The organism is Streptomyces sp. NPDC051211 (assembly GCF_040689505.1).
In the GTDB taxonomy this organism is placed as follows: domain Bacteria; phylum Actinomycetota; class Actinomycetes; order Streptomycetales; family Streptomycetaceae; genus Streptomyces.
The window spans coordinates 35444-59332 of the sequence record NZ_JBFBAV010000027.1; the positions used below are offsets into that span (position 1 = coordinate 35444).

Consider the following 23889-nt stretch of genomic DNA (forward strand, 5'->3'; position numbering starts at 1 on the left):
CGGCTGCCGTTGTCAGTGCCCTCCGGTAGTTTCCGAGGTATCGGGAACTACCTGGGGGACGACGGATGAGTGACCTCGGCGAACTCACAGCGCGGCCGGAGCTGGACTCCGCGCTGGACCGCTACCGGACCGAGCTGACCGGCTACTGCTACCGGATGCTCGGCTCCTCCTTCGACGCGGAGGACGCGGTCCAGGACACGTACATCCGCGCGTGGCGCAGCTACGACAAGTTCGAGGGCCGCGCCTCGCTGCGCTCCTGGCTGTACCGGATCGCCACCAACGTCTGCCTGGACCTGCTGAACGCCGGGAACAAGCGGGCCCGCCCGATGGACCTCACCGCCCCGCAGGCGCAGGCCTCCGCCGTGCTCAACCAGCGGCCCGAGGTGACCTGGCTGGAGCCGGTGCCGGACGGGCGGGTACTGCCGCAGACCGCCGACCCGGCGGAGATGGCCCTCGCCAAGGAGTCCGTCCGGCTGGCGTTCGTGGCGGCGCTTCAGCACCTGCCGGCGAAGCAGCGGGCCGTGCTCATCCTGCGGGAGGTGCTGGCCTGGAAGGCGGACGAGGTCGCGGAGCTGCTGGACACCACGGTGGCGTCGGTGAACAGCGCGCTCCAGCGGGCGCGGGCCACGATGGCCGCGCACCCGCCGCGGGACAGCAGCCCGGCCGACCCGCTGGACGCGGACCAGGCCGAGCTGCTGAAGCGCTACCTGACGGCCTTCGAGACGTACGACATCTCCTCGCTGACCGCGCTGCTGCACGAGGACGCGGTGCTGTCGATGCCGCCGTTCGACCTGTGGCTCCAGGGGCAGGCGGACATCGCGGCCTGGCACCTCAACCAGGGCATCGGCTGCAAGGGCTCGCGCCTCGTTCCGACCACGGCGAACGGCCTGCCCGCCTTCGGGCAGTACCGGCTCGCGGAGGACGGCTCCGGGCACACGCCGTGGGCGCTCCAGGTGCTGGAGATATCAGACGGCCGGATCGTCGGCCTGAACGCCTTCCTGGACACGGCCCGGTGGTTCCCGCTGTTCGGACTCCCGGAGCGGCTCGCCTAGCCCGGCGGGGCCGGTCAGTCCGGTCAGTCCGGTCAGTCCGGCCAGGGTGAGCAGGGCGCGCAGCCGCCCGTCGGCCAGCACCCGGAAGGGGGTGCCGTGGCGGCGGGCGGTGAGCGCGGCGCGAGCCAGCGCGTCCACCGTCGCAAGGGTGGGCTCGGTGACGGCCCGCGCATCGCAGACCAGCTCGCCGGGGCCGTCCCGGCAGAGCGCGCGCACGCGTGCGCTCAGGTCGGCGATGTCCGGCTCGGGGCCGTCGAGGGCCAGGGTTCTCGTCTCCACGGGAGGATGACCCCCGGGCGGCCCGGAACTCATCGGTAGGACCGGGTCCCGCCGCGCGGAGCCTTCCCCCTCCCCGCCCCTTCCCGAACTGGGGGCAAGCCCCCAGGCCCCCCGTCCGGCGCTCCGCGCCGGGTGCGCTCAAACGCCGCGCGGCGTGTACCTCCCCAGCCCCGCCGGCGTTTGAGGCGCGGGGTCTGGGGCGGAGCCCCAGTTCGGGAAGGGGCGGGGAGGGGAAAAACCCCGCAGGGCAGCCCCAGCCCCGCCGGGGGGAAGCCCGCTGCTAGGCGATGCGGTCCAGGACGATCGGGGAAGCCGAGAACGGGGTGCCCGCCGGGGCCACGTCGAAGGCGCCCTCCAGAGAGGCCAGCGCGTACTCGAACTTCTCCGGGGTGTCCGTGTGCAGGGTCAGCAGCGGCTGGCCCGCGGTCACCGTGTCGCCCGGCTTCGCGTGCAGCTCGATGCCCGCGCCCGCCTGCACCGGGTCCTCCTTGCGGGCCCGGCCGGCGCCGAGGCGCCAGGCGCCGACGCCCACCGCGTACGCGTCCAGCCGGGTCAGCACGCCCGAGGCCGGGGCGGTGACCACGTGCTGCTCGCGGGCCACCGGCAGCTTCGCGTCCGGGTCGCCTCCCTGCGCGGCGATCATGCGGCGCCACACGTCCATCGCCGACCCGTCGGCCAGCGCCTTCGCCGGGTCCGCGTCCTTGACGCCGGCCGCGTCGAGCATCTCCCGGGCCAGGGCCAGGGTGAGCTCCACGACGTCCGCCGGACCGCCGCCCGCCAGGACCTCCACGGACTCGCGGACCTCCAGCGCGTTGCCCGCGGTGAGGCCGAGCGGGGTGGACATGTCGGTGAGCAGGGCGACCGTCTTGACGCCCGAGTCGGTGCCCAGGCCGACCATGGTGCGGGCCAGCTCGCGCGCGTCCTCGATGTTCTTCATGAAGGCGCCGGAGCCGACCTTCACGTCCAGGACCAGCGAGCCGGTGCCCTCGGCGATCTTCTTCGACATGATCGAGGAGGCGATGAGCGGGATCGCCTCCACGGTGCCGGTGACGTCGCGGAGCGCGTACAGCTTCTTGTCGGCCGGGGCGAGGCCGTCGCCCGCCGCGCAGATCACCGCGCCGGTGGTGTCCAGGACGTTCAGCATCTCCTCGTTGGAGAGGAGTGCGCGCCAGCCCGGAATGGACTCCAGCTTGTCCAGGGTGCCGCCGGTGTGGCCGAGCCCCCGGCCGGACAGCTGCGGCACGGCCGCACCGCAGGCCGCGACCAGCGGGGCCAGCGGCAGGGTGATCTTGTCGCCTACGCCGCCGGTGGAGTGCTTGTCGGCGGTGGGGCGGGACAGCGACGAGAAGTCCATGCGCTCGCCGGAGGCGATCATCGCGGCGGTCCAGCGGGCGATCTCGGCCCGGTTCATCCCGTTCAGCAGGATGGCCATCGCCAGCGCGGACATCTGCTCGTCGGCGACGACACCGCGCGTGTACGCGTCGATGACCCAGTCGATCTGCTCGGGGCTCAGTTCGCCGCGGTCACGCTTGGTGCGGATGACGGAGATGACGTCCATGGCATTTCCTTCCGACAAAATTCGGTACGTTGCGCGACTCTACGCGCGTTGAGGGGGGAAATGGCGGCGGCCCCCGCAGCGTATGCGGGGGCCGCGTGCCTGACTAGCGCAGGTGATCGGGGCCGAAGGCCTGCGGCAGCATCGCCGAGAGCGGCAGGATGCCCTCCGGCGTCTCGACCAGGAGCCCCGGCCCGCCGAACTCGAACAGCAGCTGCCGGCAGCGCCCGCAGGGGACGAGGATGTCGCCCTTGCCGTCCACGCAGGTGAAGTGGGTCAGCCGGCCGCCGCCGGACAGCTGCAGGGCGGAGATCAGACCGCACTCGGCGCACAGCCCGAGCCCGTAGCTGGCGTTCTCCACGTTGCAGCCGGTCACCACCCGGCCGTCGTCGACCAGCGCGGCGACCCCGACCGGAAAGCCCGAGTAGGGGGCGTAGGCCCGGGACATGGCGTCCCGGGCTGCCTCCCGCAGGGCCTCCCAGTCGGGCGTGGTCGCCGTCGTCACTTGCCCTGGCCCTTGCGGTACGGCATGCCGTCCGCCTTCGGCATGCGCAGGCGCTGCGCGGACAGCGCGAGCACCAGCAGGGTGGTGACGTACGGGGCCGCGTCCACGAACTGGCTCGGGATCTCGTCCGTCACCGCGTAGAGGAGGAAGAGGATCGCCGCGAAGACGCCCGAGACGGCGGCCTTCACGTGCTGCTTCCGGTACAGCTGCCAGGCGGCGAACAGCACCAGCAGGATCGCGATCAGCAGCACCATCGCGAGGACGTTCTCGGCACCGCCGCGCAGCTTGAGGCTGTCGGTGAAGCCGAAGAGGCCCGCGCCCAGCGCCATGCCGCCCGGCATCCAGTTACCGAAGATCATCGCGGCGAGACCGATGTAGCCGCGGCCGCCGGTCTGGCCCTCCTGGTAGATGCCGGTGGAGACGATCGCCAGGAAGGCGCCGCCGAGTCCGGCCAGACCACCGGAGACGATCACGGCGATGTACTTGTACTTGTAGACGTTGACGCCCAGCGACTCCGCCGCGATCGGGTTCTCACCGCAGGAGCGCAGGCGCAGGCCGAAGGAGGTCCGCCACAGCAGCCACCAGGTGCCGGGGATCAGCAGCAGCACCAGGACGGTCAGCAGCGACAGGTTGGTGACCAGGCCGCCGACGACACCCGCGATGTCCGAGATCAGGAACCAGTGCTTGCCCTGGAGGTCGGCCATCCAGTCGGACAGTCCCGGCACCGTGATGTTGGTGATCGGCTCGATGCGCGGGGACTGCTTGGAGGAGCCGCCCTCGGCCTCGGCGAAGGTGAAGTTGGACAGGTACTGGGTGAAGCCCAGCGCCAGGATGTTCACGGCCACACCGGAGACGATGTGGTTGACGTTGAAGGTCACCGTGATGATCGCGTGCAGCAGGCCGCCGATGGCGCCGCCGGCGATGCCCATCAGGACACCGGTCCACGGACCCCACTGGTAGCCCGCCCAGGCACCGAACCAGGTGCCGAGGATCATCATGCCTTCGAGGCCGATGTTGACCACGCCGGCACGCTCGGCCCAGAGGCCGCCGAGACCGGCCAGGCCGATCGGGATGGCCAGCTGGAGCGCGCCGGAGACCTGGCCGACCGAGGTCAGGTCGTCGGCGCCGGAGATGACCCGGACCAGCGAGACCAGGGCGAGGCCGCCCGCGATGATCAGCAGGATCCAGGGGAGAGTCAGCTTCTTGCGGCCGTTGCCCGGCGTCTTGGGCGCGGCGCCCGTCGCGGAGGCGGTGTGGGTGCTCACGCCGCGACCTCCTTCTCGGTCTTGATGGCGTGGCCCGCGGCCAGCTCCTCGCCGACCTTCTGCTGCTGGCGGCGGATGCCGTAGCGGCGTACGAGCTCGTAGGAGACGACCACCGCGATCACGATCAGGCCCTTCATGATCGTGCCGATCTCCTTGGCGTAACCGGCGGTGTCGAGGCCGGCGGACGCCTTGTCGATGAACGCGATCAGCAGGGCGGAGAAGAAGATGCCGACCGGGTGGTTGCGGCCGAGCAGCGCGATGGTGATGCCGGTGAAGCCGACACCGACCGGGAAGTTCAGGCTGTACGTGTGGCTCTCGCCGAGCAGCACCGGCATGCCGGCCAGGCCCGCGACGGCACCCGAGATCAGCATCGAGGTGAGGATCATCTTCTTGGCGTCCACACCGGAGGCCTGGGCGGCGGACTCGCTGGCGCCGGTGGCGCGCAGGTCGAAGCCGAACCGGGTGCGGTTGAGCACGAACCAGTAGACGATGCCGAGCGCGAACGCGACGAAGGTGAAGCCGTAGATCTCCAGGCCGTCACCCATGTCCACGGCCGGGAACCAGCCGGACTGGGCGATGTCGCCGGTGGTCAGGTCGTTGGAACCCTCCGGCTGGACGCCGAAGTTGTCCGGCAGGATCAGCCAGGCGATCAGGCTGGTGGCGATGGCGTTGAGCATGATCGTGGAGACGACCTCGCTCACTCCCCGCTTGGCCTTCAGGACACCGGCGATGCCGGACCAGAAGGCGCCGACCAGCATCGCGACGAGCACGATCAGCAGGATGTGCAGCGGGCCGGGCAGCTCGATGGCGGCGCCGGCCACGGCGGAGACCATCGCGGCGAGCCGGTACTGGCCGTCCACACCGATGTTGAAGAGGTTCATCCGGAAGCCGATGGCCACCGCCAGCGCCGCCAGGTAGTAGGTGCCGGCCTGGTTCAGGATGAGGATCTGGATGTCCTCGTAGCCGGCGTTCTCCACCATCAGGCGCAGTGGCTCGATCGGGTTCACACCCGTCGCGGCCAGCACCAGCATGGTCAGCAGGAATGCGCTGACCAGGGCCAGCGCGGGCCCGGCGAAGCCGAGGATCAGCCGGTCCTTGTCGAATTTCTTCATCGGGCCTCGTCCTCCGTCGCATCGCCGTCGCCGGCGTCTCCAACGGGGTTCTCAGTGACTTCCAGGTGTCCGGAGGCCGCGCCCGTCATGGCGGTGCCCAGCTCTTCGGGGGTGATGGTCGCCGGGTCGGCGTCCGCGACCAGGCGGCCGCGGTAGATGACGCGCAGCGTGTCGGACAGGCCGATCAGCTCGTCCAGGTCGGCGGAGATCAGGAGCACGGCCAGGCCCTCGCGGCGGGCCTCGCGGATCGCGTCCCAGATCTGCGCCTGCGCGCCGACGTCCACACCACGGGTGGGGTGTGCGGCGATCAGGAACTTGGGGTTGTGGCTCATCTCCCGGCCGACGATCAGCTTCTGCTGGTTGCCGCCGGAGAGGGAGGCCGCGGTGACCTCGATGCCGGGCGTGCGCACGTCGTACTCGCGGACGATGCGCTCGGTGTCCTTGCGGGCGGCCTTCGGGTCGAGGATGCCGCGCTTGGAGTTGGGCGCCTCGGTGACGTGGCCGAGGATGCGGTTCTCCCAGAGGGGGGACTCCAGCAGCAGGCCGTGCCGGTGCCGGTCCTCCGGGATGTAGCCGATGCCGTCGACGCGGCGCTTGCGGACCGGGGCCTTGGTGATGTCCGCACCGTCCAGCACGATCACGCCCGCGTCGGGGGTGTTCATGCCCATCAGGGCTTCGATCAGCTCGGTCTGGCCGTTGCCCTCGACGCCGGCGATGCCGAGGACCTCACCCTTGTGGATGGTGAAGTTGATGTCGTCGAGCAGGAGACGGCCGACGGGCACGTGCTCCTGGACGTACGAGTCGTCGGTCGCGCCCTCCGGCGGGGCCATGGGCAGCGGTGCGGTCGGCACGCCCGACTCGGCCAGGGTCAGGCCCTTGACCTCCAGCATCGGGGTGGTGGTGACCGTGGACTCGCGGGTCTCCGGGGAGGGCAGCTCGGCGCCGACCATCAGCTCGGCGAGCTGCTTGGTGGTGGCCGTCTTCGGGTCGGCGGTGCCGACCGTGGTACCGCGGCGGATGACGGTGATGTCGTCGGCGACCTTCAGGACCTCGCCCAGCTTGTGCGAGATGAAGATGACCGTCAGACCCTCGGCCTTGAGCTCGCGCAGGTTGTCGAAGAGCGCGTCGACCTCCTGCGGCACGAGCACGGCGGTCGGCTCGTCGAGGATGAGGATGCGGGCGCCGCGGTAGAGGACCTTGAGGATCTCCACGCGCTGCCGGTCGGCGACGCCGAGGTCCTCGACCAGTGCGTCCGGACGCACGCCGAGGCCGTACGCGTCCGAGATCTCCATGATCTTCTTGCGGGCCTTGGCACCGATGCCGTACAGCTTCTCGCCGCCGAGAACCACGTTCTCCAGGACGGTGAGGTTGTCGGCGAGCATGAAGTGCTGGTGCACCATGCCGATACCGCGGGCGATGGCCTCGCCGGGGCTGTGGAAGGAGACCTGCTCCCCGTCGATGGCGATGGTCCCCTCGTCCGGCTTCTGCATGCCGTAGAGGATCTTCATCAGGGTCGACTTGCCGGCACCGTTCTCACCGATCAGGGCATGCACGGTGCCCTTGCGGACGGTGATCGCGATGTCCTTGTTGGCGACGACGCCGGGGAAGCGCTTGGTAATGCCGTGCAGTTCTACGGCGGGGGGCGGGCTGGACGCGTTGATGACGCACTCTCCTTGGCCGGAAGGAGTCGAAGGCAGGGGGACAGGGCGGGGGGTGACGCTATCGCGTCCGCGGGCTCTCTACGCGCGTAGCACTGTCAGAAGTGAAAAGTTTGGACGGTAAAAGATCGAGGTCGTTCAGGAAATGCGGGTGGGGGCCCGGGAGGCTGCTCAGCGCAGCCTCACCGGACCCCGGCCGACCGCGTCCTTACGGAGTGGTCTTGACCTTGATGGTGCCGGCGATGATGTCCTTCTTCGCCTTGTCGACGGCGGCGGTCAGCTCCGTCATCTTCTTGTACTCCGGGTTGGAGTCGGCCAGGCCGACGCCGTCCTTGTCCAGGCCGTAACGGACCTCACCGACCTGCGGCTTGCCGTCCTGGACCGACTTGATCAGGTTGAAGACCGAGTCGGAGACGTCCTTGGTGACCGAGGTCAGGATCTTGTCCTTGTACTTGGCCAGGCCAGCCTGGTTGTACTGGTCGGAGTCGACGCCGATCGCCCAGGCGCCCTTGGTCGCGGCAGCCTCGATGGCACCGGAGCCCGCCAGGCCGGCGGCCGCGTAGATCACGTCGGCGCCGTTGTCCAGCTGGCCCTGAGCGGCGGCCTTGCCGAGGTCGGGCTTGGCGAAACCGTCGAAGTTCGGCGGCTGGGTCAGGTACTTGGTGAGGACCTTGGCGTTCGGGTTGGTGTCCTTGACGCCCTGCGCGAAGCCCGCCTCGAACTTCTTGATCAGCGGAACCTCGACACCGCCGATGAAGCCGACCGTGCCGGACTTCGACGCCTTGGCGGCGGCGACGCCGGCCAGGTAGGAGCCCTGCTCCTCGTTGAAGACCATGTTGGCGACGTTCGGGCCGGTGACCGAGGTGTCGTCGATGATGCCGAAGGTGGTCTTCGGGAACTTCGGAGCGACCTTCTTGATGGCCGGGGCGTAGGCGAAACCGACACCGATGACCGGGTTCGAGCCGTTGCGCGCGAGCTCGGTGAGGCGCTGGACCTTGTCGGCCTCGGACTCACCCTCGGTGGGCTCGGCCTCCTTGCCCTTGACCTTCAGGTCCTTTTCGGCCATCTGAAGACCCGCGTAGGCGGCGTCGTTGAACGACTGGTCGCCGCGGCCGCCGATGTCGTACGCGATGGCAGCGGTGGCTTCCTTCGAGTCCGAGGACCCGGTGTCCCCGGACTTCTTCCCGCCACATGCGGTGGCGGAGAGAGCGAGGGCCGCGGACGCAATGCCCACGGTTGCGATCCTGGTGATCCGGCGCAAGGGGAGGCTCCTTCAAAACCTGACCGAAGCGCCACGACCGGCGCTGGTTTCGCGGCGATCGTAACGCGCGTAGATGTCAGTTAAGGGCCCGTTCATGAGTCGTTATCGGATCGTCGCGAACCGGACAGTGACCGATCAGTAACTCCGGACATGCCCGACCCTTGTGTACCAAGGGCTGGACACGTCCGGCATCGGACGCGCCGATGTTGTACAGAGCTCTACCCGATCGGCCGGGCGCGCCTTCCGTCGAGCAGTGCGGCGGCGGTGAAGAACTCCACTCCGACGGCGATCGCGGACTCGTCCACGTCGAAGTCCCCGCGGTGCAGATCACGCTTGGCGGTGTCCCCCGGAGTGCGGACCCCGAGGCGGGCCATGGCGCCCGGCACGTGTTCCAGGTACCAGGAGAAGTCCTCGCCGCCCAGGCTCTGCTCGGTGTCCTCCACCGATTCGGCGCCGCAGCGGGCCGCCATGGCCTCCCGGAGCAGTTCGGTGATCACCGGGTCGTTGACCACCGGCGGCACCCCGCGCACGTGGTTGATCTCGAACTTGGCCCCGTGCATCGTGGCGACCTCGTCGATGGCCGCGTGGATCTGGTCCGGCGCCTCGTGCCAGGCGTTCAGGTCCAGGCAGCGCACGGTTCCGGACAGTTCGGCGTGCATCGGGATGACGTTGCAGGCGTGCCCGGCCTCGATGCGGCCCCAGGTGATGGACATGCCGGCGCGGGCGTCCATCCGGCGGGACAGCAGGGCGGGTACGTCGATGGCCACCCGGGCGGCGGCGGTCACCAGATCGGTGGTCAGGTGCGGGCGGGCGGTGTGCCCGCCGGCCCCGTCCAGGCTGACTTCCAGCCGGTCGCAGGCCGAGGTGATCGGGCCGGCCCGCAGACCGATCCGTCCGGCGTCCACCCGCGGGTCGCAGTGGACCGCGATGATCCTCCCCACGCCGTCCAGCACCCCGCAGGCGACGGCCTCCGTGGCGCCGCCCGGAAGCACCTCCTCGGCGGGCTGGAACAGCAGCCGGACCGGCCGGGGCAGCAGTCCCTTGCGGTCCAGGTCGGCCAGCACCAGGCCGGCACCGAGCACGGTGACGGTGTGCACGTCGTGCCCGCAGGCGTGGGCGCGGTCGGGGACCGTGGAGCGGTACGGGACGTTGGTCTTGGCGTCGGGAATGGGCAGTGCGTCGATGTCCGCGCGGAGCGCCAGCATGGGGCGTTCGCCGTCCCAGGTGCCGATGTCACAGATCAGGCCGGTGCCGGAGGCGAGGACCCGTGGCCGGAGCCCGGCTTTCTCCAGTCGGGCCTTGATCGCGGCGGTGGTCCGGAACTCCTGGTGACCGAGCTCGGGGTGCATGTGCAAGTCCCGGCGGAACGCGATCAGTTCGGTTCGCAGGTGTTCCGGGAGCTTGCCGGGCAGCTCGGGCTGGGCGGGCTTTCCGGGCAGGGCGGTCTGGGACTCGCGGGACATCAACTGGTTCACCCGTTGAAGGGTAGGCGCACCTAACGGCCAACTGGGCGGAGATCAGGAAAACTTCAACCCTATCGGGGAGAAAATCCCGTCCTCCGGACGCATGACCCCCTGCACCTGGGGGTAAACTCCGCCGCTCATCCGGCCGCGGGGGCCGCCTGGGCGGGAAGTCTGTGCACGTCCCGGGCTGTGTCGGTGACCCCGGCGAGGAAGCTGCGGGCCCGCGGGGAGGCGGTTCCGGTCAGCCAGGCCGGGTCGATGTCACAGACGGCGACGGTGACCCCGGTGCCGACGAGGGCGTAGGGCAGGGTGTGGACGACCGTGGACGGAAAGCTGACGATCGTACGGCCGATGGGGCCCCGCCGGGCGATCAGCTCCAGCGGCAGGTCCGGACGTACGATCTCCAGCCCGGTGGCCTCGCTGAGCGCGCGCAGCTTGTCGGTGGACTCGCGGCGGTGGGCGAAGTAGCGGGTCGCGCCGTGCACCCGGGTGAGGCGGCCGACGGCCTCCAGGTAGCGGTCCGCGTCGACCACCCCGGTCTCCACCAGGGAGGTGCCGACCAGGTCGGTGCCCTTGGTGAGGCGGGGCGGGCCGAAGCGGGAGCGGGTCCAGCCGAAGTCGTTGACCCGCAGCTCCATGCCGGGCAGCGGGCTGACCGGCATGGAGCTGAACACCTCCACCCGGCGGCCCGGGGACGGGGTGAGCCGGCGCCGGGCGTTGCCGGACACCGGCGCGTACGCCAGCTCCTTGACCCGGCCGAGGGCGCCGCCGCCGTTGCGGTGCCAGCGGCGCAGCCGCTCGCCGCGGCCGAGCTGGGACAGGAACTCCATGGTGGCGGTGCCGTCGTCGACGACGACGAGCTCCTTCGGCCGGGCCGGGACCAGCAGCAGCTGGACGAACCGGGAGAAGGGGTCGCCGACGACGATCCGCTCGGCCCGCCGGACCTCTCCGAGGAGCGCGGCGAGCGCCTTGAAGGGGGCGCCGGAGCCGCCGCGGGCCTCCTGCCACTGCACGGTGTGCCCCTCGTCCCGGGCGATGCCGGCGACGCGGCGCAGTTGGCCGCGGGACATGGGGTCGGTGGGGGGCAGGACGACGATGCGGAACGGGCGGGCTTTGCCGGCGTCGTTGCCGGTGCCGGTGCCGGCGTCGTTGCCGGTGCCCGCGTTGCCCCCGTTGCCCGCGGTCGGCGGCCGGCGTTCGGGCTGGCTGGGTACGCCGTTCAGGACCGGGCCGGGGTCCGGGGTGGCGGAGTCCGCGTGGGCCCACTCCAGGACGTTGAGGAGCTGGACCGGGCTCTCTACGAAGGCCAGGGTGGAGGCAGGGGGGTTCACGACGCGACTCCTCTTCGGGGGAGTGGAGTCCGCTGCGCGGGGCCCTTCCCTGCCCGCCCCTTCCCGAACCGGGGCTCCGCCCCAGACCCCGCGCCTCGAACGCCGGCGAGGCTGGAATGTGCGGGAAGGGGCGGGGTGGGGAAGGCCCCGCGCAGCGGACCGGGGGTCAGACGGTGGCGAGGTCGCCCTGGACGCGGCGGAGCTTCTTCATGGGGCCGAGCTCGGACTCGTAGACCTTCTTGACGCCGTCGCCGAGCGCGGTCTCGATGGTGCGGATGTCGCGGACCAGGCGCTGCAGGCCGCCCGGCTCGACGGACGCGGCCTGGTCGGAGCCCCACATGGCGCGGTCGAGGGTGATGTGCCGCTCGACGAAGGTGGCGCCGAGGGCGACCGCGGCGAGGGTGGTCTGGAGGCCGGTCTCGTGGCCGCTGTAGCCGATCGGGACGTTGGGGTACTCGTCCTGCAGGGTGTTGATCACCCGCAGGTTGAGCTCCTCGGCCTTCGCCGGGTACGTCGACGTGGCGTGGCAGAGCAGGATGTTGGCGCTGCCGAGGACCTCGACGGCGTGCCGGATCTGGCGCGGGGTGGACATGCCGGTGGACAGGATCACGGTCCGGCCGGTGGCGCGCAGGGCGCGCAGCAGCTCGTCGTCCGTCAGGGAGGCGGAGGCCACCTTGTGGCAGGGGACGTCGAACTTCTCCAGGAAGGCGACGGCCTCGGTGTCCCACGGGGAGGCGAACCAGTCGATGCCGCGGGTCTTGCAGTGCTCGTCGATGGCGCGGTACTCGTCCTCGCCGAACTCGACCCGGTGCCGGTAGTCGATGTAGGTCATGCGGCCCCAGGGGGTGTCGCGCTCGATGTCCCACTGGTCGCGCGGGGTGCAGATCTCCGGGGTGCGCTTCTGGAACTTCACGGCGTCGCAGCCGGCTTCGGCGGCGGCGTCGATCAGGGCGATGGCGTTGGCCAGGTCGCCGTTGTGGTTGATGCCGATCTCGCCGACGACGTAGACGGGCTGACCGGGGCCGGCGGTGCGCGATCCGAGGGGGCGGAGGCGGGCGTTCGGGGTGGCGGTCATTGCAGGTGACGTCCTTCGGTTGGTACGGGGTGTCGTACGGGGGTGGGAACGGGGATGGGTGTGCTCGGGTCGAGCAGCGGGGCCAGGGCGCGGGCGCGGGCCAGGTCGTGCGGGTCGTCGATCTCCAGCACGCGGGCCGGGTCGGTGAGGACGGGCACGGTGTGCCCGAAGAAGCGGTGGCGGGCGCGGCGGAAGCCGGCCGTGTCCATGGCGTAGGCGGCGCCGGTCTCCAGGAGGTCCTGGGGACGGTCCTGGCGGCGGGGGCGGGTGGCCTTGTCGTGGTTGACGCCGTTGCCGCCGTCCTCGGTGTGGCGCCAGAGGAAGCCGTGGAAGGGGGCCACGGTGAGGGCCGAGTCGGCCGGGCCGGTGGCGACGGCGGCGGCGACCGACTCGACGTCGGAGGTGGTGAGGAACGGGCTGGTGCACTGGACCAGCAGGACCACGTCCACGTGGACGGAGTGGAGTTCCTCGAAGGCGTCCAGGGCGTGCAGCAGGGCCGATTCGCTGGTGGCGGTGTCGTCGGCGAGGGCGGCCGGTCGGCGGACGACGCCGGCGGAGGCGGTGCGGGCGGCTGCGGCGATGTCCTCGGAGTCGGTGGAGACGACCACGTCGGTGACGGTGGGTGCGGCCAGGCAGGCGCGGATCGCGCGGGTGACCAGCGGGACGCCGGCCACCTCGGCGAGGTTCTTGCCGGGGACGCCCTTGGAGCCGCCGCGGGCCGGGATGACGGCCAGGACGCGGGGGGTTGTCGTCGGCGCGGTCACAGTTCCCCCAGCCGTCGGATGATGGGGGCCACCCGCTGGACCCCGTGGCGGTAGGTGCCGCGGGCGGCTTCGCGCAGGTAGGAGCGGAGGTAGCGGCGCAGCCGGGAGCGTTCGGCCAGGGGTTTCGCGGCGCCCGGCTGCACGGTGCCGTCGGGGGCGAGGTGGTGGCGGGCCAGGATGCCGGGGAGGTAGCCGGGCGCGGTGACCGGTGTGTAGTACGGGGCGACGGGCGGGAGCCGGTCCAGGGCGGCGAGCGCGGTGATCCGGGTGCGGGCGGCTTCGTAGGGGGCGTCGGAGGTGACGCCCTGGGCGGCCAGCCAGGCCGGGTCCCCGGTCGGGCGCAGCCCGGTGTCGAGCTGGTCCCAGGAGGCCAGGCAGCCGGAGCCGAGGAAGTGGTGGTTGCCGAGGGCCTCGCGGATGCCGAGGTCGGTGAGGACGGCGGTGGGGATGCCGCGGGCCAGGGACTCCAGGGCGGCCGTGGAGGAGACGGTCACCAGCAGGTCGGTGCGGTCCAGGACCTCGCCCATGTTCCCGTACACCAGGCTGCAGTTGGCGGGCAGGCCGTCCGGGAGCTTCTCGGCGAGGCGTTGGTAGGGGAGTTCCTCGATGTGCGTGGTGTGTTCGCCGGGCTTGCTCCGCAGCTTGACCAGGACTTCCCGGTCCGGGTGCCGGCGGGCGTGCTCGGCGGCCCGGCGCAGCAGGTAGGTGCGGTCGGCGGCGCTCTCGGGCACGGAGGGCTGGGCGGCGAAGACGACCGTGTGGGCGCGGCTGCCGGCCGGGGTGTAGGCCGGGCCGTCGAGGAAGGGCAGGGCGGTCTCGGTGACGGCGGTGGCGTCGGCGCCGGCGCCTTCGTAGACGGCACGGAAGCGTTCCGCGTCGGCGCGCGAGTTGGCGAGGACGATGTCGGCGCCGTGGCGCAGCAGCAGGCCGTCGGCGAGTTTCTCGTATACGACGCCCACGTATCCGGTGACGAGGACGGGGCGGCGGGCCGGTTCGGGCCAGAGGGCGCGGATGCCGTGGAGGACGGCCTGGACGGCCCCGCCGACGAGGGCGAGGACGACCACGTCGTACGGTTCGCGGCGGAGCTCGGCGAGGAACTCGGCGCAGGTGACCTCGTCCAACCGGTCGGCCTGCACCCCGACTTCACCGAGCTGTCGCGCGGTGGGGGTGGCCCGGCCGCGGAGGAGGAAGCCGGTCAGGCTGCCGTCCTCTGCTGCGCAGTCGGGGGCGATGCGGTGCGCGGTGAGTGCGCCCCATTTCCATCGCGTATCGGAATCGGCGAGCACTGCGACCCGCTTGCTTACTGGCACGGGCCAGAAGCTATGCCGGAATTCCGGTGATCGGCCCAACGAACGCACAACAGAGGGTTAACAACCCGTCGACGAAATGAGAATCCGTCGGAGATCGGCGGAATATGGGGGCAGGTTAACAAGGACGTCGCTCGCCGTTCACGTAAAATCTTCGCCCGGTCCATGGTGAATGCCGCACCACGCCCTAATGTCTCCCGGGTGGTCAAGCTCTCTGTTGTCGTGCCGTTCTACAACGTGCAGACATACGCACCAGATGCCCTGAAAAGCCTCGAACTCAACGCGCGGGACGACTTCGAGTTCCTGCTCGTCGACGACTGCTCGACGGACGGGACGCCCGAGCTGCTGGAGACGGCGGCGCGCGAGCTGCCGGGGGCGGTGCACCTCAGACACGAGAAGAACGGCGGGCTGGCCACCGCCCGCAATACCGGGCTGGACGCGGCGTCCGGCGAGTACCTGGCCTTCATGGACGGGGACGACTGGCTGGCCCCCGGCCACCTGACCCGGGTATTGGCCGCCATCGAGGCCCTGAGCTGCGATTTCGTCCGCACCGACCATGTGCAGGTGACCGGGCGGACCCGGGCCGTGCAGCGCATCCCGTACGGCCCCCAGGGCGTGCCGGCCGACCCGCGGACGGCGATCCTGCCGCCGGAGCGGCCCACCTCGGTCGACTATCCGTACGCCTGGGCGGGGATGTACCACCGGCGGCTGCTGGACCGGGGGCTGCTGCACTTCACCGACGGGCTGCGGACGGCCGAGGACCGGCCGTGGATCTGGCGGCTGCACCGGGAGGCGGAGTCATTCGCCGCAGTCGGAATGCCCGGAATCTTCTACCGGCGCGGGGTTTCCACCTCACTGACGCAGATCGGCGACATCCGGCAGCTCGATTTCATCCGGGCGTTCGACCAGGTGATCTCGGAAACGGCGGCCGACCGGGATTCGGCCACACTGCTCCCGAAAGCCGTTCGCACATATTGTGCAATTATCTCGCACCACATCGGATCCATTGAAAGGTTCGAACCGGCCGTGGCCAAAAAACTCCGTTCGATGAGTGCGGCCGCGCTCGGACGAATGCCGCAGGACGTGCTGGACGCCGCCCTCGACTCGATGGACGTCGAACGGTCGGTGCTGCTGCGCCGGCTCCGCCGGCGGGCCGGCGACGGGGCGGCCGCCTGATGAACGGCCGCACCACCCAGATCTTCCTCGCCTCCACCCTCTACGGGATGGCCACGCTCGCCGCCGCCATCGACGCCGGCAGCTTCGGCCCCGCCTCCCGGCGGGTGCTGCTGACCAGCAACAACGCCGTGATCCCGGAGATCTCCCCCGGGCTCGACGCGATGCCCGGCTTCGCCGCCCTGCGCACCCGCTTCGACGACCACCTCGACTGGAACCGGACCATCGAGCCGTTCCACCCCAGCACCTGGTCCCCCCGCCCCGAGGACGCGCCGCTGTGGGAGCGGCAGTTGCGGACCCTGTGGGGGCTGGGCGAGGACCGGATCGAGCTGATCGTCGAGTCCATCCAGGTCTCCCCCGCGCAGGCGCTCTGCCAGCTCTTCCCGGGCGCCTCCGTCGAGGTCTACGCGGACGGTCTGATGAGCTACGGGCCGACCCGGTTCAAGCTCGACGCCCAGCTCGGCATGCGCATCCGCCGGGTGCTGCACCTGGACCTGGCGCCCGGCCTGGAGCCGCTGCTGCTCACCGAGTTCGGGGTGCCCGCCGAGCTGGTGCCCGGCGAGGCCTTCCTCAAGGTGCTCGGGGAGCTCGCCGAACTCACCGAGGACACAGAGGGGCTGCTGTCCACGTCGGCGGAAGCACCGGCCCTGCTGCTCGGCCAGTACCTGGCCGCCCTCGAACTCCTCACCCCGGAGGAGGAGGACGAGCTGCACCTGGCCATGGTCCGCGGCGCCCACGCCCTCGGCCACACCGAGATCGTCTTCAAGCCGCACCCCAGCGCGCCCGCCCGCTCCTCCCGCGCCGTCCGGGAAGAGGCCGCCCGGCTCGGCGTCCGGCTGACCATACTGACCGCGCCGGTCCTGGCCGAGGTGGTCTACCAGCGGCTGCGCCCCGCGCTGGTGGTCGGCTGCTTCTCCACCGGGCTGCTCACCGCCGCCACCCTGTACGGCCTCCCGGTCGCCCGCACCGGCACCGGCCGGCTCCTGGACCGGGTCGCCCCGTATCAGAACAGCAACCGGGTCCCGATGACCGTCGTCGACGCCCTGCTGCCGGACCTGGCCGACGCCGAGGCGGTGCGCTCCTGGACCCCACCGGGCCCGGAGCAGGTCCGTACGAAGCTCTCCGGCCTGCTGACCGCCGTCGGGTACGCGATGCAGTCCCAGGTGCTCGCCGCCCGCCGCGCCGAGGCCGAGGCCTACCTGGCCACCCACCTGGACGAGCACACCTGGCGATACTTCAAGCGGCGCCGCCTCACCACGCTCGGCCTGCCCGGCGGCATCCCCTCCCAGCTGTCCTTCCTGCCGAACAACCCGGCGCTGCGCCGGGCCGTGCGCCGGATCCGCCGGCTGCAACGGGCCGCGATGGGCCGGGCCAGGTGAACCCCGCTGCAAGCACCGGCTCCACCGGAGCGGCTTACGCCGCGCAGTACCCCACGCCGCTCCCGGAGCCGCGTACGGCCGGCACCGCGGCCCCGGCCGACACCGCGGCCACGGCGGCGCCCGGGACGGCGGCCCCGGACCGTGCCCGGCTGCGGGCCCTGGACGGGCTGCGGCTGCTGGCCGCCCTGATGGTCGCCCTCTACCACTTCGGCGGGCGCAACGGAGACGTCTCCAAGGCCTGGGGTGCCTCCCCGCGCGAGCTGTTCCCCGATGCCGCGCCCTGGTTCGCGTACGGGCCGCTGGGCGTCCAGTTCTTCTTCGTCATCAGCGGGTTCGTCATCTGCATGAGCGCCTGGGGGCGGCCGCTGCGGTCCTTCCTCGCCTCCCGCATCGCCCGCCTCTACCCGGCCTACTGGGTGGCGCTGGTGCTGGTCACGGCCGTGTTCGCGCTGCCGTGGGTGGCGTACGAGGCCGTCTCGCCGACGGACTTCCTGGCCAACCTGACCATGCTCCAGCAGCCGGTGGGCGCCGAGCGGGTGCTGGGGGTGTGCTGGACCCTCTGGGCCGAGCTCCGCTTCTACGTGCTCTTCGCGGTCTTCGTGATCCTGCCCGGCGGCGGAAGGCAGCGGACGCTGGTCTTCTGCGCGGTCTGGGCGGTCGCCGCGGTGATCGCCGACGGTGCGGAGAACGAGCTGCTCCAGCTGGCGCTGATGCCGGAGTACGCGCCGTTCTTCATCGGCGGCATCGGCCTCTACCTGGTCCACCGCGACCGCCGCGACGCGGCGGGCTGGGGCATCGCGGTGCTCGGCTGGCTGATGGGCCAGCACTACGCGGTGGCCGGGCTGTGGCACGCGCCGAACCCGAAGTTCTTCTCGTACCGCGAGACCTGGGTGATCATCGCGCTGGTCACCCTGGCGTTCCTGCTGATCGCCCTGGTCGCGGTGGGCCTGTTCCGGTGGATGGACTGGCGCTGGCTGACCGTGGCCGGAGCCCTGACCTACCCCTTCTACCTGGTGCACGAGCACCTGGGCTGGGTGGTCATCCACACCCTGCACCGGAAACTGGACGTCCCGCCGGCGGCCGCCTTCGCGGCGACCGTCGGGCTCATGCTGGTGCTGGCCTGGCTGATCCACCGGCTGGTGGAGCGCCCCCTCACCCCGAAGCTGCGGCGCGCCCTCGACCGGCAGATCGACTGACCGTGGATCGGCTGACCGCGGATCAGCCGGTCGCGATCAGCCGGCCCCGATCAGCCGGCCCCGATCAGCCGGTCGCGAGCTTCGCCGCGAAGCCGAGGAAGACCACGCCCGCGGCGGAGGTGGCTCCCGCGGAGAGCCGCCTGCGCCGCCGGAAGGCGGCCGACAGCCGGGTGCCGGTGAAGATCAGGGTGCTCAGGTAGAGGAAGCTGGCCAGCTGCACCAGGCTGCCGAGGAGCAGGAACGACAGCGCCGGGTAGGCGTAGTCCGGGTCCACGAACTGCACGAAGAAGGACAGCAGGAACAGGATCGCCTTCGGGTTCAGCAGGCTGACCACCAGCGCGCGCCGGTACGGCCGCTCGGCGGCGGCCACGGCGGACGCCGTCGGCCGCGCATCCGCCAGCAGCTCCTCCTGCCGGGCCCGGCGGTCCCGCCACATGGCCCGCGCGGCCCGCAGCATCCCGAACGCCATCCAGGCCAGGTAGCCGGCGCCGAGGAACTTCACGATGCCGAACAGCAGCGGGCTGGCCTGGAGCAGGGCTCCGGCGCCGACCGCGGTCAGCAGCATCAGCACCGCGTCGCCGGTGAACACTCCGGCGGCGGCCCGGTAGCCGTCCCGCACCCCGCGCCGGGCGGCGACGGACAGCACGTAGAGGGAGTTCGGCCCGGGCAGCAGGATGATCAGCACCAGGGCGGCGAGATAGGTCGGAAGGTCGGTGACACCCAGCATGCACAGGAGTGTCACCCACTACGCACCTGTCCCGCCACCTGTTTCACCATGTGGAATCGGCCGGGACGTACGCCCCCCAGACCTCCCGCAGCGCCGTGCAGACCTCCCCGACCGTGGCCCGGGCCCGCAGCGCCTCCCGCATCGGGTAGAGCACGTTCTCCGTCCCCGCCGCCGCCGCCCGCAGCCCGGCCAGAGCCGCGTCCACCGCCGCCCCGTCCCGGCCGGCCCGCAGCCGGGCCAGCCGGTCCCGCTGCCGGGCCTCGATCGCCGGATCGACCCGCAGCGGCTCGTACGCCTCCTCCTCGCCCAGGGTGAACCGGTTGACCCCGACCACCACCCGCTCCCCGCTGTCCGTCTGCTGCGCGATCCGGTAGGCGTTCCGTTCGATCTCGCCCTTCTGGAAGCCCTGCTCGATCGCCGCGACCGCCCCGCCCATCGCCTCGACCCGGTCCATCAGCTCCACGGCGGCCGCCTCCAGCGCGTCCGTCATCGACTCGACGGCGTACGACCCGGCGAACGGGTCGACCGTGTGCGGCACGTCCGTCTCGTACGCCAGCACCTGCTGGGTGCGCAACGCCAGCCGGGCGGACTTCTCGGTGGGCAGGGCGATGGCCTCGTCGAAGGCGTTGGTGTGCAGCGACTGGGTGCCGCCGAACACCGCCGCGAGGGCCTGGACGGCCACCCGTACCAGGTTGGCCTCGGGCTGCTGGGCCGTCAGCTGCACCCCGGCGGTCTGCGTGTGGAAGCGCAGCATCAGCGACTTCGGATCGCGGGCCCCGAACTCCTCCCGCATGACACGGGCCCAGATCCGGCGGGCGGCCCGGAATTTGGCCACCTCCTCCAGCAGGGTGGTGCGGGCGACGAAGAAGAAGGAGAGCCGGGGCGCGAACTCGTCCACGTCCATGCCGGCGCCGAGGGCGGTACGGACGTACTCGATGCCGTCGGCGAGGGTGAAGGCGACCTCCTGCGCGGGCGAGGCCCCGGCCTCCGCCATGTGGTAGCCGGAGATGGAAATGGTGTTCCACCGGGGGATCTCGTCCCGGCAGTACCGGAAGGTGTCCGCGACCAGCCGCAGGGAGGGGCCGGGCGGGAAGATGTACGTCCCGCGCGCGATGTACTCCTTCAGTACGTCGTTCTGCACCGTCCCCGTCAGACGGTCGGCCGGAATGCCCTGTTCCTCCGCAACCAGTTGGTAGAGGAGCAGCAGCAGGGCGGCCGGAGCGTTGATGGTCATCGAGGTCGAGACCCGGTCGAGCGGGATGCCGTCGAACAGCACCCGCATGTCCTCGACCGAGTCCACGGCCACGCCGACCTTGCCGACCTCGCCGTGTGCGAGCGGTGCGTCGGAGTCGTGTCCCATCTGGGTGGGCAGGTCGAAGGCCACCGACAGTCCGGTGGTGCCGGCCTCGATGAGCTGTCGGTAGCGGGCGTTGGATTCGGCGGCGGCCCCGAAGCCAGCGTACTGGCGCATCGTCCAGGGCCGGCCCGTGTACATGGACGGGTAGACGCCCCGGGTGAAGGGATAACCACCGGGTTCGCCCAGTTTGACCGCGGGGTCCCAGCCCGTCAGAGCCTCGGGCCCGTAGACCGGTTGCAGGGGCAGTCCGCTCTCGGTGTGTGACATCCGACAGAAACCTCCGTAGTGCCGGCCGGTGCGGCACTGGTAGAACGGCTCCGCGCAGACCGACCGGCAACGGCCGTCGGTCACAATGGCGCAACATCCCGGGACTGTGCGCAACTATCCACGCCCGCCCGGCATCGTTCTCATTACACGCCGCAGAAAATCGGGGGACGAACATGTACCGCCAGAACCGTCAGAGAGTCATAGCCCGCGCCCTCGGGCTGGCCACCGCAGTCGCGCTCGCCGCAACGGCGACCGCCTGCGGGCCGCAGGAGAAGAACCCGGCGGCGCCGGCCGCGCTGGCCCCGTCCTCCTCCGCCGGCACCAGCGCCTCCCCGGAGGCCTCGGCCTCGGCCTCGGCCTCGCCCTCGCAGGACGACAAGTCCGGCGAGTCCGCCTCGCCGACGCCGTCCGCGTCGAAGTCCGCCTCCCCGTCGGCCTCCGCCTCCCCCACCGTCAGGTACGTGATGGCGAACGGCGACGAGAGCGAGAAGGTCCGCGAGCTCCAGGCCCGGCTCAAGCAGCTCGGTCTGCTGAAGACGGCGCCCACCGGTTTCTACGGCTCCAAGACCACGGCCGCGGTCAGGTCCTTCCAGGGCAAGCACGGGCTCACGGTCTCCGGCGGAGTGGACGAGGCCACCTGGAGGAAGGTGCAGAGCGTCAGCCGGAAGCCCACCGCCGACGAGCTGCGCCCGCCGACCACCAACGAGGTGGACGCGCCGCACCCGAGCTGCATGGAGGGCCGGGTGATGTGCATCAGCAAGGAGAGCCGCACCCTGGCCTGGATGGTCGACGGCAAGGTCCTCTCCACCATGGACGTGCGCTTCGGTTCGGAGAACACCCCGACCCGCGAGGGCGTCTTCAAGGTGGACCGGAAGGAGAAGGACTGGACGTCCACGCTCTACCACACGGCCATGCCGTACTCGATGTTCTTCAGCGGCGGCCAGGCGGTGCACTACTCGGCGGACTTCGCGGCGCGCGGCTACAACGGGGCCTCGCACGGCTGCGTGAACGTCCGGGACAAGGGCAAGCTCGCGGCGCTGTTCGGCCAGGTGAACGTGGGCGACAAGGTCGTCGTCTACTGGTGAGCCGCCGGGTGGTCCGCCGCCGCGTCGCCGGCGGCGGACCGCAACGGTGACCTAGGGGGGAAGTAGGGGGCGCGGGCAGGGCCGGGGGAACGTGCCCCGCCCGCGCCGGGTGCGCAGAGCCCAGGGGTACGGGGGGAACCCCGGCTCATGCGCGGCCGATGACCAGTCGGCTCGATATGTACTGCGCCGCCGGTTCGAAAAGTGTTACAGCCGGGTGTCCGGGGTCAGTTTCAGCGAGCCGTCACCGGCCGTCGGGGCCGGGAGCGCCGGCTTCAGCGGCGGCGCCTCCAGGATCCCGTCGCCGTCGTCCCGGTTGTCGGTGTCGCGGCCGCTGTCGCCGCTCGTGCCGGTGCCGCCGGTGTTCAGCAGCCGGTCGCAGTACTGGGCGATGCGCTGGCCCTTGGCCTCGCGGGCCAGCCGGTCCTTCTGGTCCTCGGCGATCCGGCCCGCCCGGAACTCCCGGCACAGCTCGGTGATCCGGACCTTCGCCCGGTCGTCGTCCCGGTCCTTGGCGGCGCCGCCGGTGCCGGTGGTCGAGTCGGTGCCGGTGGTGTCGCCGGTGCCGGGGTCCTTGCGGGTGCCGTGGCCGTCGTCCGGGCGTGCCCGGTCACCGCCGGTGTCTCCGCCGGTGGTTCCGCCCGCGTTCACGGTGCCGCCGGTGTCCGGGGTGGTCCGGCCGTCCCCGCCCGGGGTCGGGGTGCCGGCGCTGCCGTCGCCGTCGCGGTGCGGGTGGGGGCTGCCGTCCGGGGTGGCCCAGGGCGTGGTGGTGCCGTCGGCCGGGTCCGGGACGAGCCGGGGGGTGGGTTCGATGTTGAGGGAGACCGCGGGTCCCGGGCCGGCGGAGGCGTGCAGGGCGCGGTCCAGCAGGCCGCTGCCGGCCGCGGCGGCGACCCCGCCGAGGGCAACGCTCGCCAGCGCCGCGGCCAGCCCCAGCCGAAACGGGCGGTTGCGGGCGGGCCGGACGGGCCGGGTGGTGGTGGGCATGCCGAGGGCGACCAGTTGCTCGGGGCCGGAGACGGGTTCCGCTTCGGGTTCCGGTCGGGCGACCGGGCGGGCTCCGGCGGTGCCGTGCGCGGCCCGGAAGGCGGCCAGCGCCGCGGCTTCGCCGGGCAGTTCCCCGTCGGCCGGGGCCGCGGGCGGCGCGAGCTCCTCCAGGATCCGGTGCAGCCGGGCGGCCTCGGCGCGGCTGCGGTGATCGGCGACAGGACCGACCGGCTCTCCGCGCAGCAGTCTCTCCGCCGCGGCTCCGTCCAGCCAGCTGTTGCGATCGTCGGCCATCACATGTCCTTCTGCGTCCGCCAACGTGAATGCGTCACACCGGTTCGCCGTACGAGGTCCGCGCCCGGGGCGCGCTGCGCCGGTACGGCGTCGAGATCTCCCGCGCCCCCGGAGCCATCGCTTCCCCCGGCGTGGCCTCCGGCATTATGGCCGACTTCCGCTCCCGGCTCCGCTCCGTGCTCGGCATCCAGCAGTTCCGCCAGCTTCTTCAAGCCGCGGTGGGCGGCCGTACGGACTGCTCCGGGGCGCTTGCCGAGGGCTTCCGCGGCGCTCTTCGCGTCGAGTCCGACGACCACGCGCAGCACCACGGCCTCGGCCTGGTCCTGCGGGAGCCGGGCGATGAGGGCCATGGTGTTGCCGGTGGCGAGGGCTTCCATGGCCTCGCCGGCGGTGTCGCAGTCGGCGGCGCGGCCGGTGAGTTCGGTTTCGTCGCCGCCGATGGCGGGCCGGCGGCCCCGCATCCGCACGTGGTCGAGGGCCCGGTTGCGGGCGATCCGGGCGGTCCAGCCGCGGAAGCGGTCGGCGTCACCGGAGAAGGAGGCGAGGTCGCGGGCGATCTGCAGCCATGCCTCGGAGGTCACGTCCTCGGCGTCGGGCTCGCCGACGAGCGTCCGTACGTATCCGAGCAGGCGCGGGTGCACGGCGCGGTACACAGTACGGAACGCGCTTTCGTCGCCGTGCTGTGCCGCGAGCACCGCGGCGGTCAGCTCCGCGTCGTCCCCCAGCAAAGTCCCCAACCCGTTCACTGTCCTGTACGTCCTGCGCAAATCAGCACGTTACGGCTTTCAAGCACCTACGTC

At 71.5% G+C, this 23889-nt stretch carries 20 protein-coding genes and 1 pseudogene; 5 read left to right on the forward strand and 16 right to left on the reverse strand.

All coding sequences use genetic code 11. The features are described from left to right. Positions 1 to 65 precede the first annotated feature (65 nt). Positions 66 to 1052, forward strand: a complete 987-nt coding sequence (locus AB0447_RS24135) for a sigma-70 family RNA polymerase sigma factor (protein WP_366478802.1) — start codon at positions 66 to 68, stop codon at positions 1050 to 1052. Here the strand turns inward: AB0447_RS24135 and AB0447_RS24140 are convergent. The 12 genes and pseudogenes from AB0447_RS24140 to AB0447_RS24195 form a co-directional block, all read right to left on the reverse strand. Continuing rightward, on the reverse strand, positions 966 to 1331 hold the full coding sequence (locus tag AB0447_RS24140) for a hypothetical protein (protein ID WP_366478803.1): 366 nt from the start codon (positions 1329 to 1331) through the stop codon (positions 966 to 968). The genes AB0447_RS24135 and AB0447_RS24140 overlap by 87 nt on opposite strands. A gap of 280 nt (positions 1332 to 1611) precedes the next feature. Next, on the reverse strand, positions 1612 to 2889 hold the full coding sequence (locus AB0447_RS24145; RefSeq protein ID WP_366478804.1) for a thymidine phosphorylase: 1278 nt from the start codon (positions 2887 to 2889) through the stop codon (positions 1612 to 1614). Positions 2890 to 2992: 103 nt separating this feature from the next. Further along, complete coding sequence (locus tag AB0447_RS24150; RefSeq protein ID WP_366478805.1) at positions 2993 to 3391, reverse strand: cytidine deaminase; 399 nt, start codon at positions 3389 to 3391, stop codon at positions 2993 to 2995. Continuing rightward, positions 3388 to 4656 (reverse strand): ABC transporter permease, encoded by a 1269-nt coding sequence (locus AB0447_RS24155; protein ID WP_366478806.1) that lies wholly within the window; start codon positions 4654 to 4656, stop codon positions 3388 to 3390. The genes AB0447_RS24150 and AB0447_RS24155 overlap by 4 nt, the downstream gene beginning before the upstream one ends. Then, positions 4653 to 5768, reverse strand: coding sequence for an ABC transporter permease (locus AB0447_RS24160; protein WP_366478807.1), 1116 nt, complete (start codon positions 5766 to 5768; stop codon positions 4653 to 4655). The genes AB0447_RS24155 and AB0447_RS24160 overlap by 4 nt, the downstream gene beginning before the upstream one ends. After that, the gene (locus tag AB0447_RS24165) at positions 5765 to 7396 is read right to left on the reverse strand and encodes an ABC transporter ATP-binding protein (RefSeq protein ID WP_366478861.1); all 1632 of its coding nucleotides are present in this window, start codon (positions 7394 to 7396) and stop codon (positions 5765 to 5767) included. The genes AB0447_RS24160 and AB0447_RS24165 overlap by 4 nt, the downstream gene beginning before the upstream one ends. Positions 7397 to 7634: 238 nt before the next feature. Continuing rightward, entirely contained in the window at positions 7635 to 8687 is a 1053-nt protein-coding gene (locus tag AB0447_RS24170) for a BMP family ABC transporter substrate-binding protein (RefSeq protein ID WP_366478808.1), read from the reverse strand. A 218-nt stretch (positions 8688 to 8905) separates the two neighbouring features. Continuing rightward, positions 8906 to 10150 carry an amidohydrolase gene (locus AB0447_RS24175; protein WP_366478862.1) on the reverse strand — a complete coding sequence of 415 codons (1245 nt, stop codon included), beginning with the start codon at positions 10148 to 10150 and terminating at the stop codon, positions 8906 to 8908. Between the two features lie 137 nt (positions 10151 to 10287). Beyond that, positions 10288 to 11481 carry a hypothetical protein gene (locus AB0447_RS24180; RefSeq protein ID WP_366478810.1) on the reverse strand — a complete coding sequence of 398 codons (1194 nt, stop codon included), beginning with the start codon at positions 11479 to 11481 and terminating at the stop codon, positions 10288 to 10290. A gap of 166 nt (positions 11482 to 11647) precedes the next feature. Beyond that, on the reverse strand, positions 11648 to 12556 hold the full coding sequence (locus AB0447_RS24185; protein ID WP_366478811.1) for an N-acetylneuraminate synthase family protein: 909 nt from the start codon (positions 12554 to 12556) through the stop codon (positions 11648 to 11650). Between the two features lie 68 nt (positions 12557 to 12624). Continuing rightward, positions 12625 to 13320 (reverse strand): annotated as a pseudogene (locus AB0447_RS24190) (acylneuraminate cytidylyltransferase family protein); the annotation flags it as partial. Next, positions 13317 to 14630, reverse strand: a complete 1314-nt coding sequence (locus tag AB0447_RS24195) for a DUF6716 putative glycosyltransferase (protein WP_366478812.1) — start codon at positions 14628 to 14630, stop codon at positions 13317 to 13319. The pseudogene AB0447_RS24190 and the gene AB0447_RS24195, both read right to left, overlap by 4 nt. Positions 14631 to 14828: 198 nt before the next feature. Here AB0447_RS24195 and AB0447_RS24200 point away from each other — a divergent pair, with 198 nt between their 5' ends. Genes AB0447_RS24200 through AB0447_RS24210 form a run of 3 tightly spaced genes read left to right on the forward strand, consistent with a single transcriptional unit; the run spans position 14829 to position 18375 of the window. Continuing rightward, the gene (locus AB0447_RS24200; protein ID WP_366478813.1) at positions 14829 to 15803 is read left to right on the forward strand and encodes a glycosyltransferase family 2 protein; all 975 of its coding nucleotides are present in this window, start codon (positions 14829 to 14831) and stop codon (positions 15801 to 15803) included. After that, positions 15803 to 17179, forward strand: coding sequence for a polysialyltransferase family glycosyltransferase (locus AB0447_RS24205; RefSeq protein ID WP_366478814.1), 1377 nt, complete (start codon positions 15803 to 15805; stop codon positions 17177 to 17179). The genes AB0447_RS24200 and AB0447_RS24205 overlap by 1 nt, the downstream gene beginning before the upstream one ends. Beyond that, positions 17176 to 18375 carry an acyltransferase gene (locus AB0447_RS24210; protein WP_366478815.1) on the forward strand — a complete coding sequence of 400 codons (1200 nt, stop codon included), beginning with the start codon at positions 17176 to 17178 and terminating at the stop codon, positions 18373 to 18375. The genes AB0447_RS24205 and AB0447_RS24210 overlap by 4 nt, the downstream gene beginning before the upstream one ends. 64 nt (positions 18376 to 18439) lie before the next feature. Here the strand turns inward: AB0447_RS24210 and leuE are convergent, their stop codons facing one another. Together leuE and AB0447_RS24220 are read right to left on the reverse strand one after the other, a co-directional pair. Then, positions 18440 to 19102, reverse strand: coding sequence for a leucine efflux protein LeuE (gene leuE / locus AB0447_RS24215; RefSeq protein ID WP_366478816.1), 663 nt, complete (start codon positions 19100 to 19102; stop codon positions 18440 to 18442). A gap of 43 nt (positions 19103 to 19145) precedes the next feature. Next, positions 19146 to 20726 carry a methylmalonyl-CoA mutase family protein gene (locus AB0447_RS24220; protein WP_366478817.1) on the reverse strand — a complete coding sequence of 527 codons (1581 nt, stop codon included), beginning with the start codon at positions 20724 to 20726 and terminating at the stop codon, positions 19146 to 19148. A 173-nt stretch (positions 20727 to 20899) separates the two neighbouring features. Between AB0447_RS24220 and AB0447_RS24225 the strand changes: the two genes are divergently transcribed. Beyond that, positions 20900 to 21811: a L,D-transpeptidase family protein gene (locus AB0447_RS24225; protein ID WP_366478818.1), complete on the forward strand. Its 912-nt coding sequence runs from the start codon at positions 20900 to 20902 to the stop codon at positions 21809 to 21811. Between the two features lie 204 nt (positions 21812 to 22015). Here the strand turns inward: AB0447_RS24225 and AB0447_RS24230 are convergent, their stop codons facing one another. After that, positions 22016 to 23089 carry a hypothetical protein gene (locus AB0447_RS24230; protein WP_366478819.1) on the reverse strand — a complete coding sequence of 358 codons (1074 nt, stop codon included), beginning with the start codon at positions 23087 to 23089 and terminating at the stop codon, positions 22016 to 22018. Beyond that, positions 23089 to 23817, reverse strand: coding sequence for an RNA polymerase sigma factor (locus AB0447_RS24235; protein WP_366478863.1), 729 nt, complete (start codon positions 23815 to 23817; stop codon positions 23089 to 23091). The genes AB0447_RS24230 and AB0447_RS24235 overlap by 1 nt, the downstream gene beginning before the upstream one ends. Positions 23818 to 23889 lie beyond the last annotated feature (72 nt).

Bases quoted from the DNA above. Each gene is read 5' to 3' on its own strand.
- AB0447_RS24220 (WP_366478817.1), bottom strand. From the start codon at position 20,726: ATGTCACACACCGAGAGCGGACTGCCCCTGCAACCGGTCTACGGGCCC.
- AB0447_RS24205 (WP_366478814.1), top strand. From the start codon at position 15,803: ATGAACGGCCGCACCACCCAGATCTTCCTCGCCTCCACCCTCTACGGG.
- AB0447_RS24185 (WP_366478811.1), bottom strand. From the start codon at position 12,556: ATGACCGCCACCCCGAACGCCCGCCTCCGCCCCCTCGGATCGCGCACC.
- AB0447_RS24175 (WP_366478862.1), bottom strand. From the start codon at position 10,150: ATGTCCCGCGAGTCCCAGACCGCCCTGCCCGGAAAGCCCGCCCAGCCC.
- AB0447_RS24160 (WP_366478807.1), bottom strand. From the start codon at position 5,768: ATGAAGAAATTCGACAAGGACCGGCTGATCCTCGGCTTCGCCGGGCCC.
- AB0447_RS24135 (WP_366478802.1), top strand. From the start codon at position 66: ATGAGTGACCTCGGCGAACTCACAGCGCGGCCGGAGCTGGACTCCGCG.
- leuE (WP_366478816.1), bottom strand. From the start codon at position 19,102: ATGCTGGGTGTCACCGACCTTCCGACCTATCTCGCCGCCCTGGTGCTG.
- AB0447_RS24225 (WP_366478818.1), top strand. From the start codon at position 20,900: ATGTACCGCCAGAACCGTCAGAGAGTCATAGCCCGCGCCCTCGGGCTG.
- AB0447_RS24145 (WP_366478804.1), bottom strand. From the start codon at position 2,889: ATGGACGTCATCTCCGTCATCCGCACCAAGCGTGACCGCGGCGAACTG.
- AB0447_RS24230 (WP_366478819.1), bottom strand. From the start codon at position 23,089: ATGGCCGACGATCGCAACAGCTGGCTGGACGGAGCCGCGGCGGAGAGA.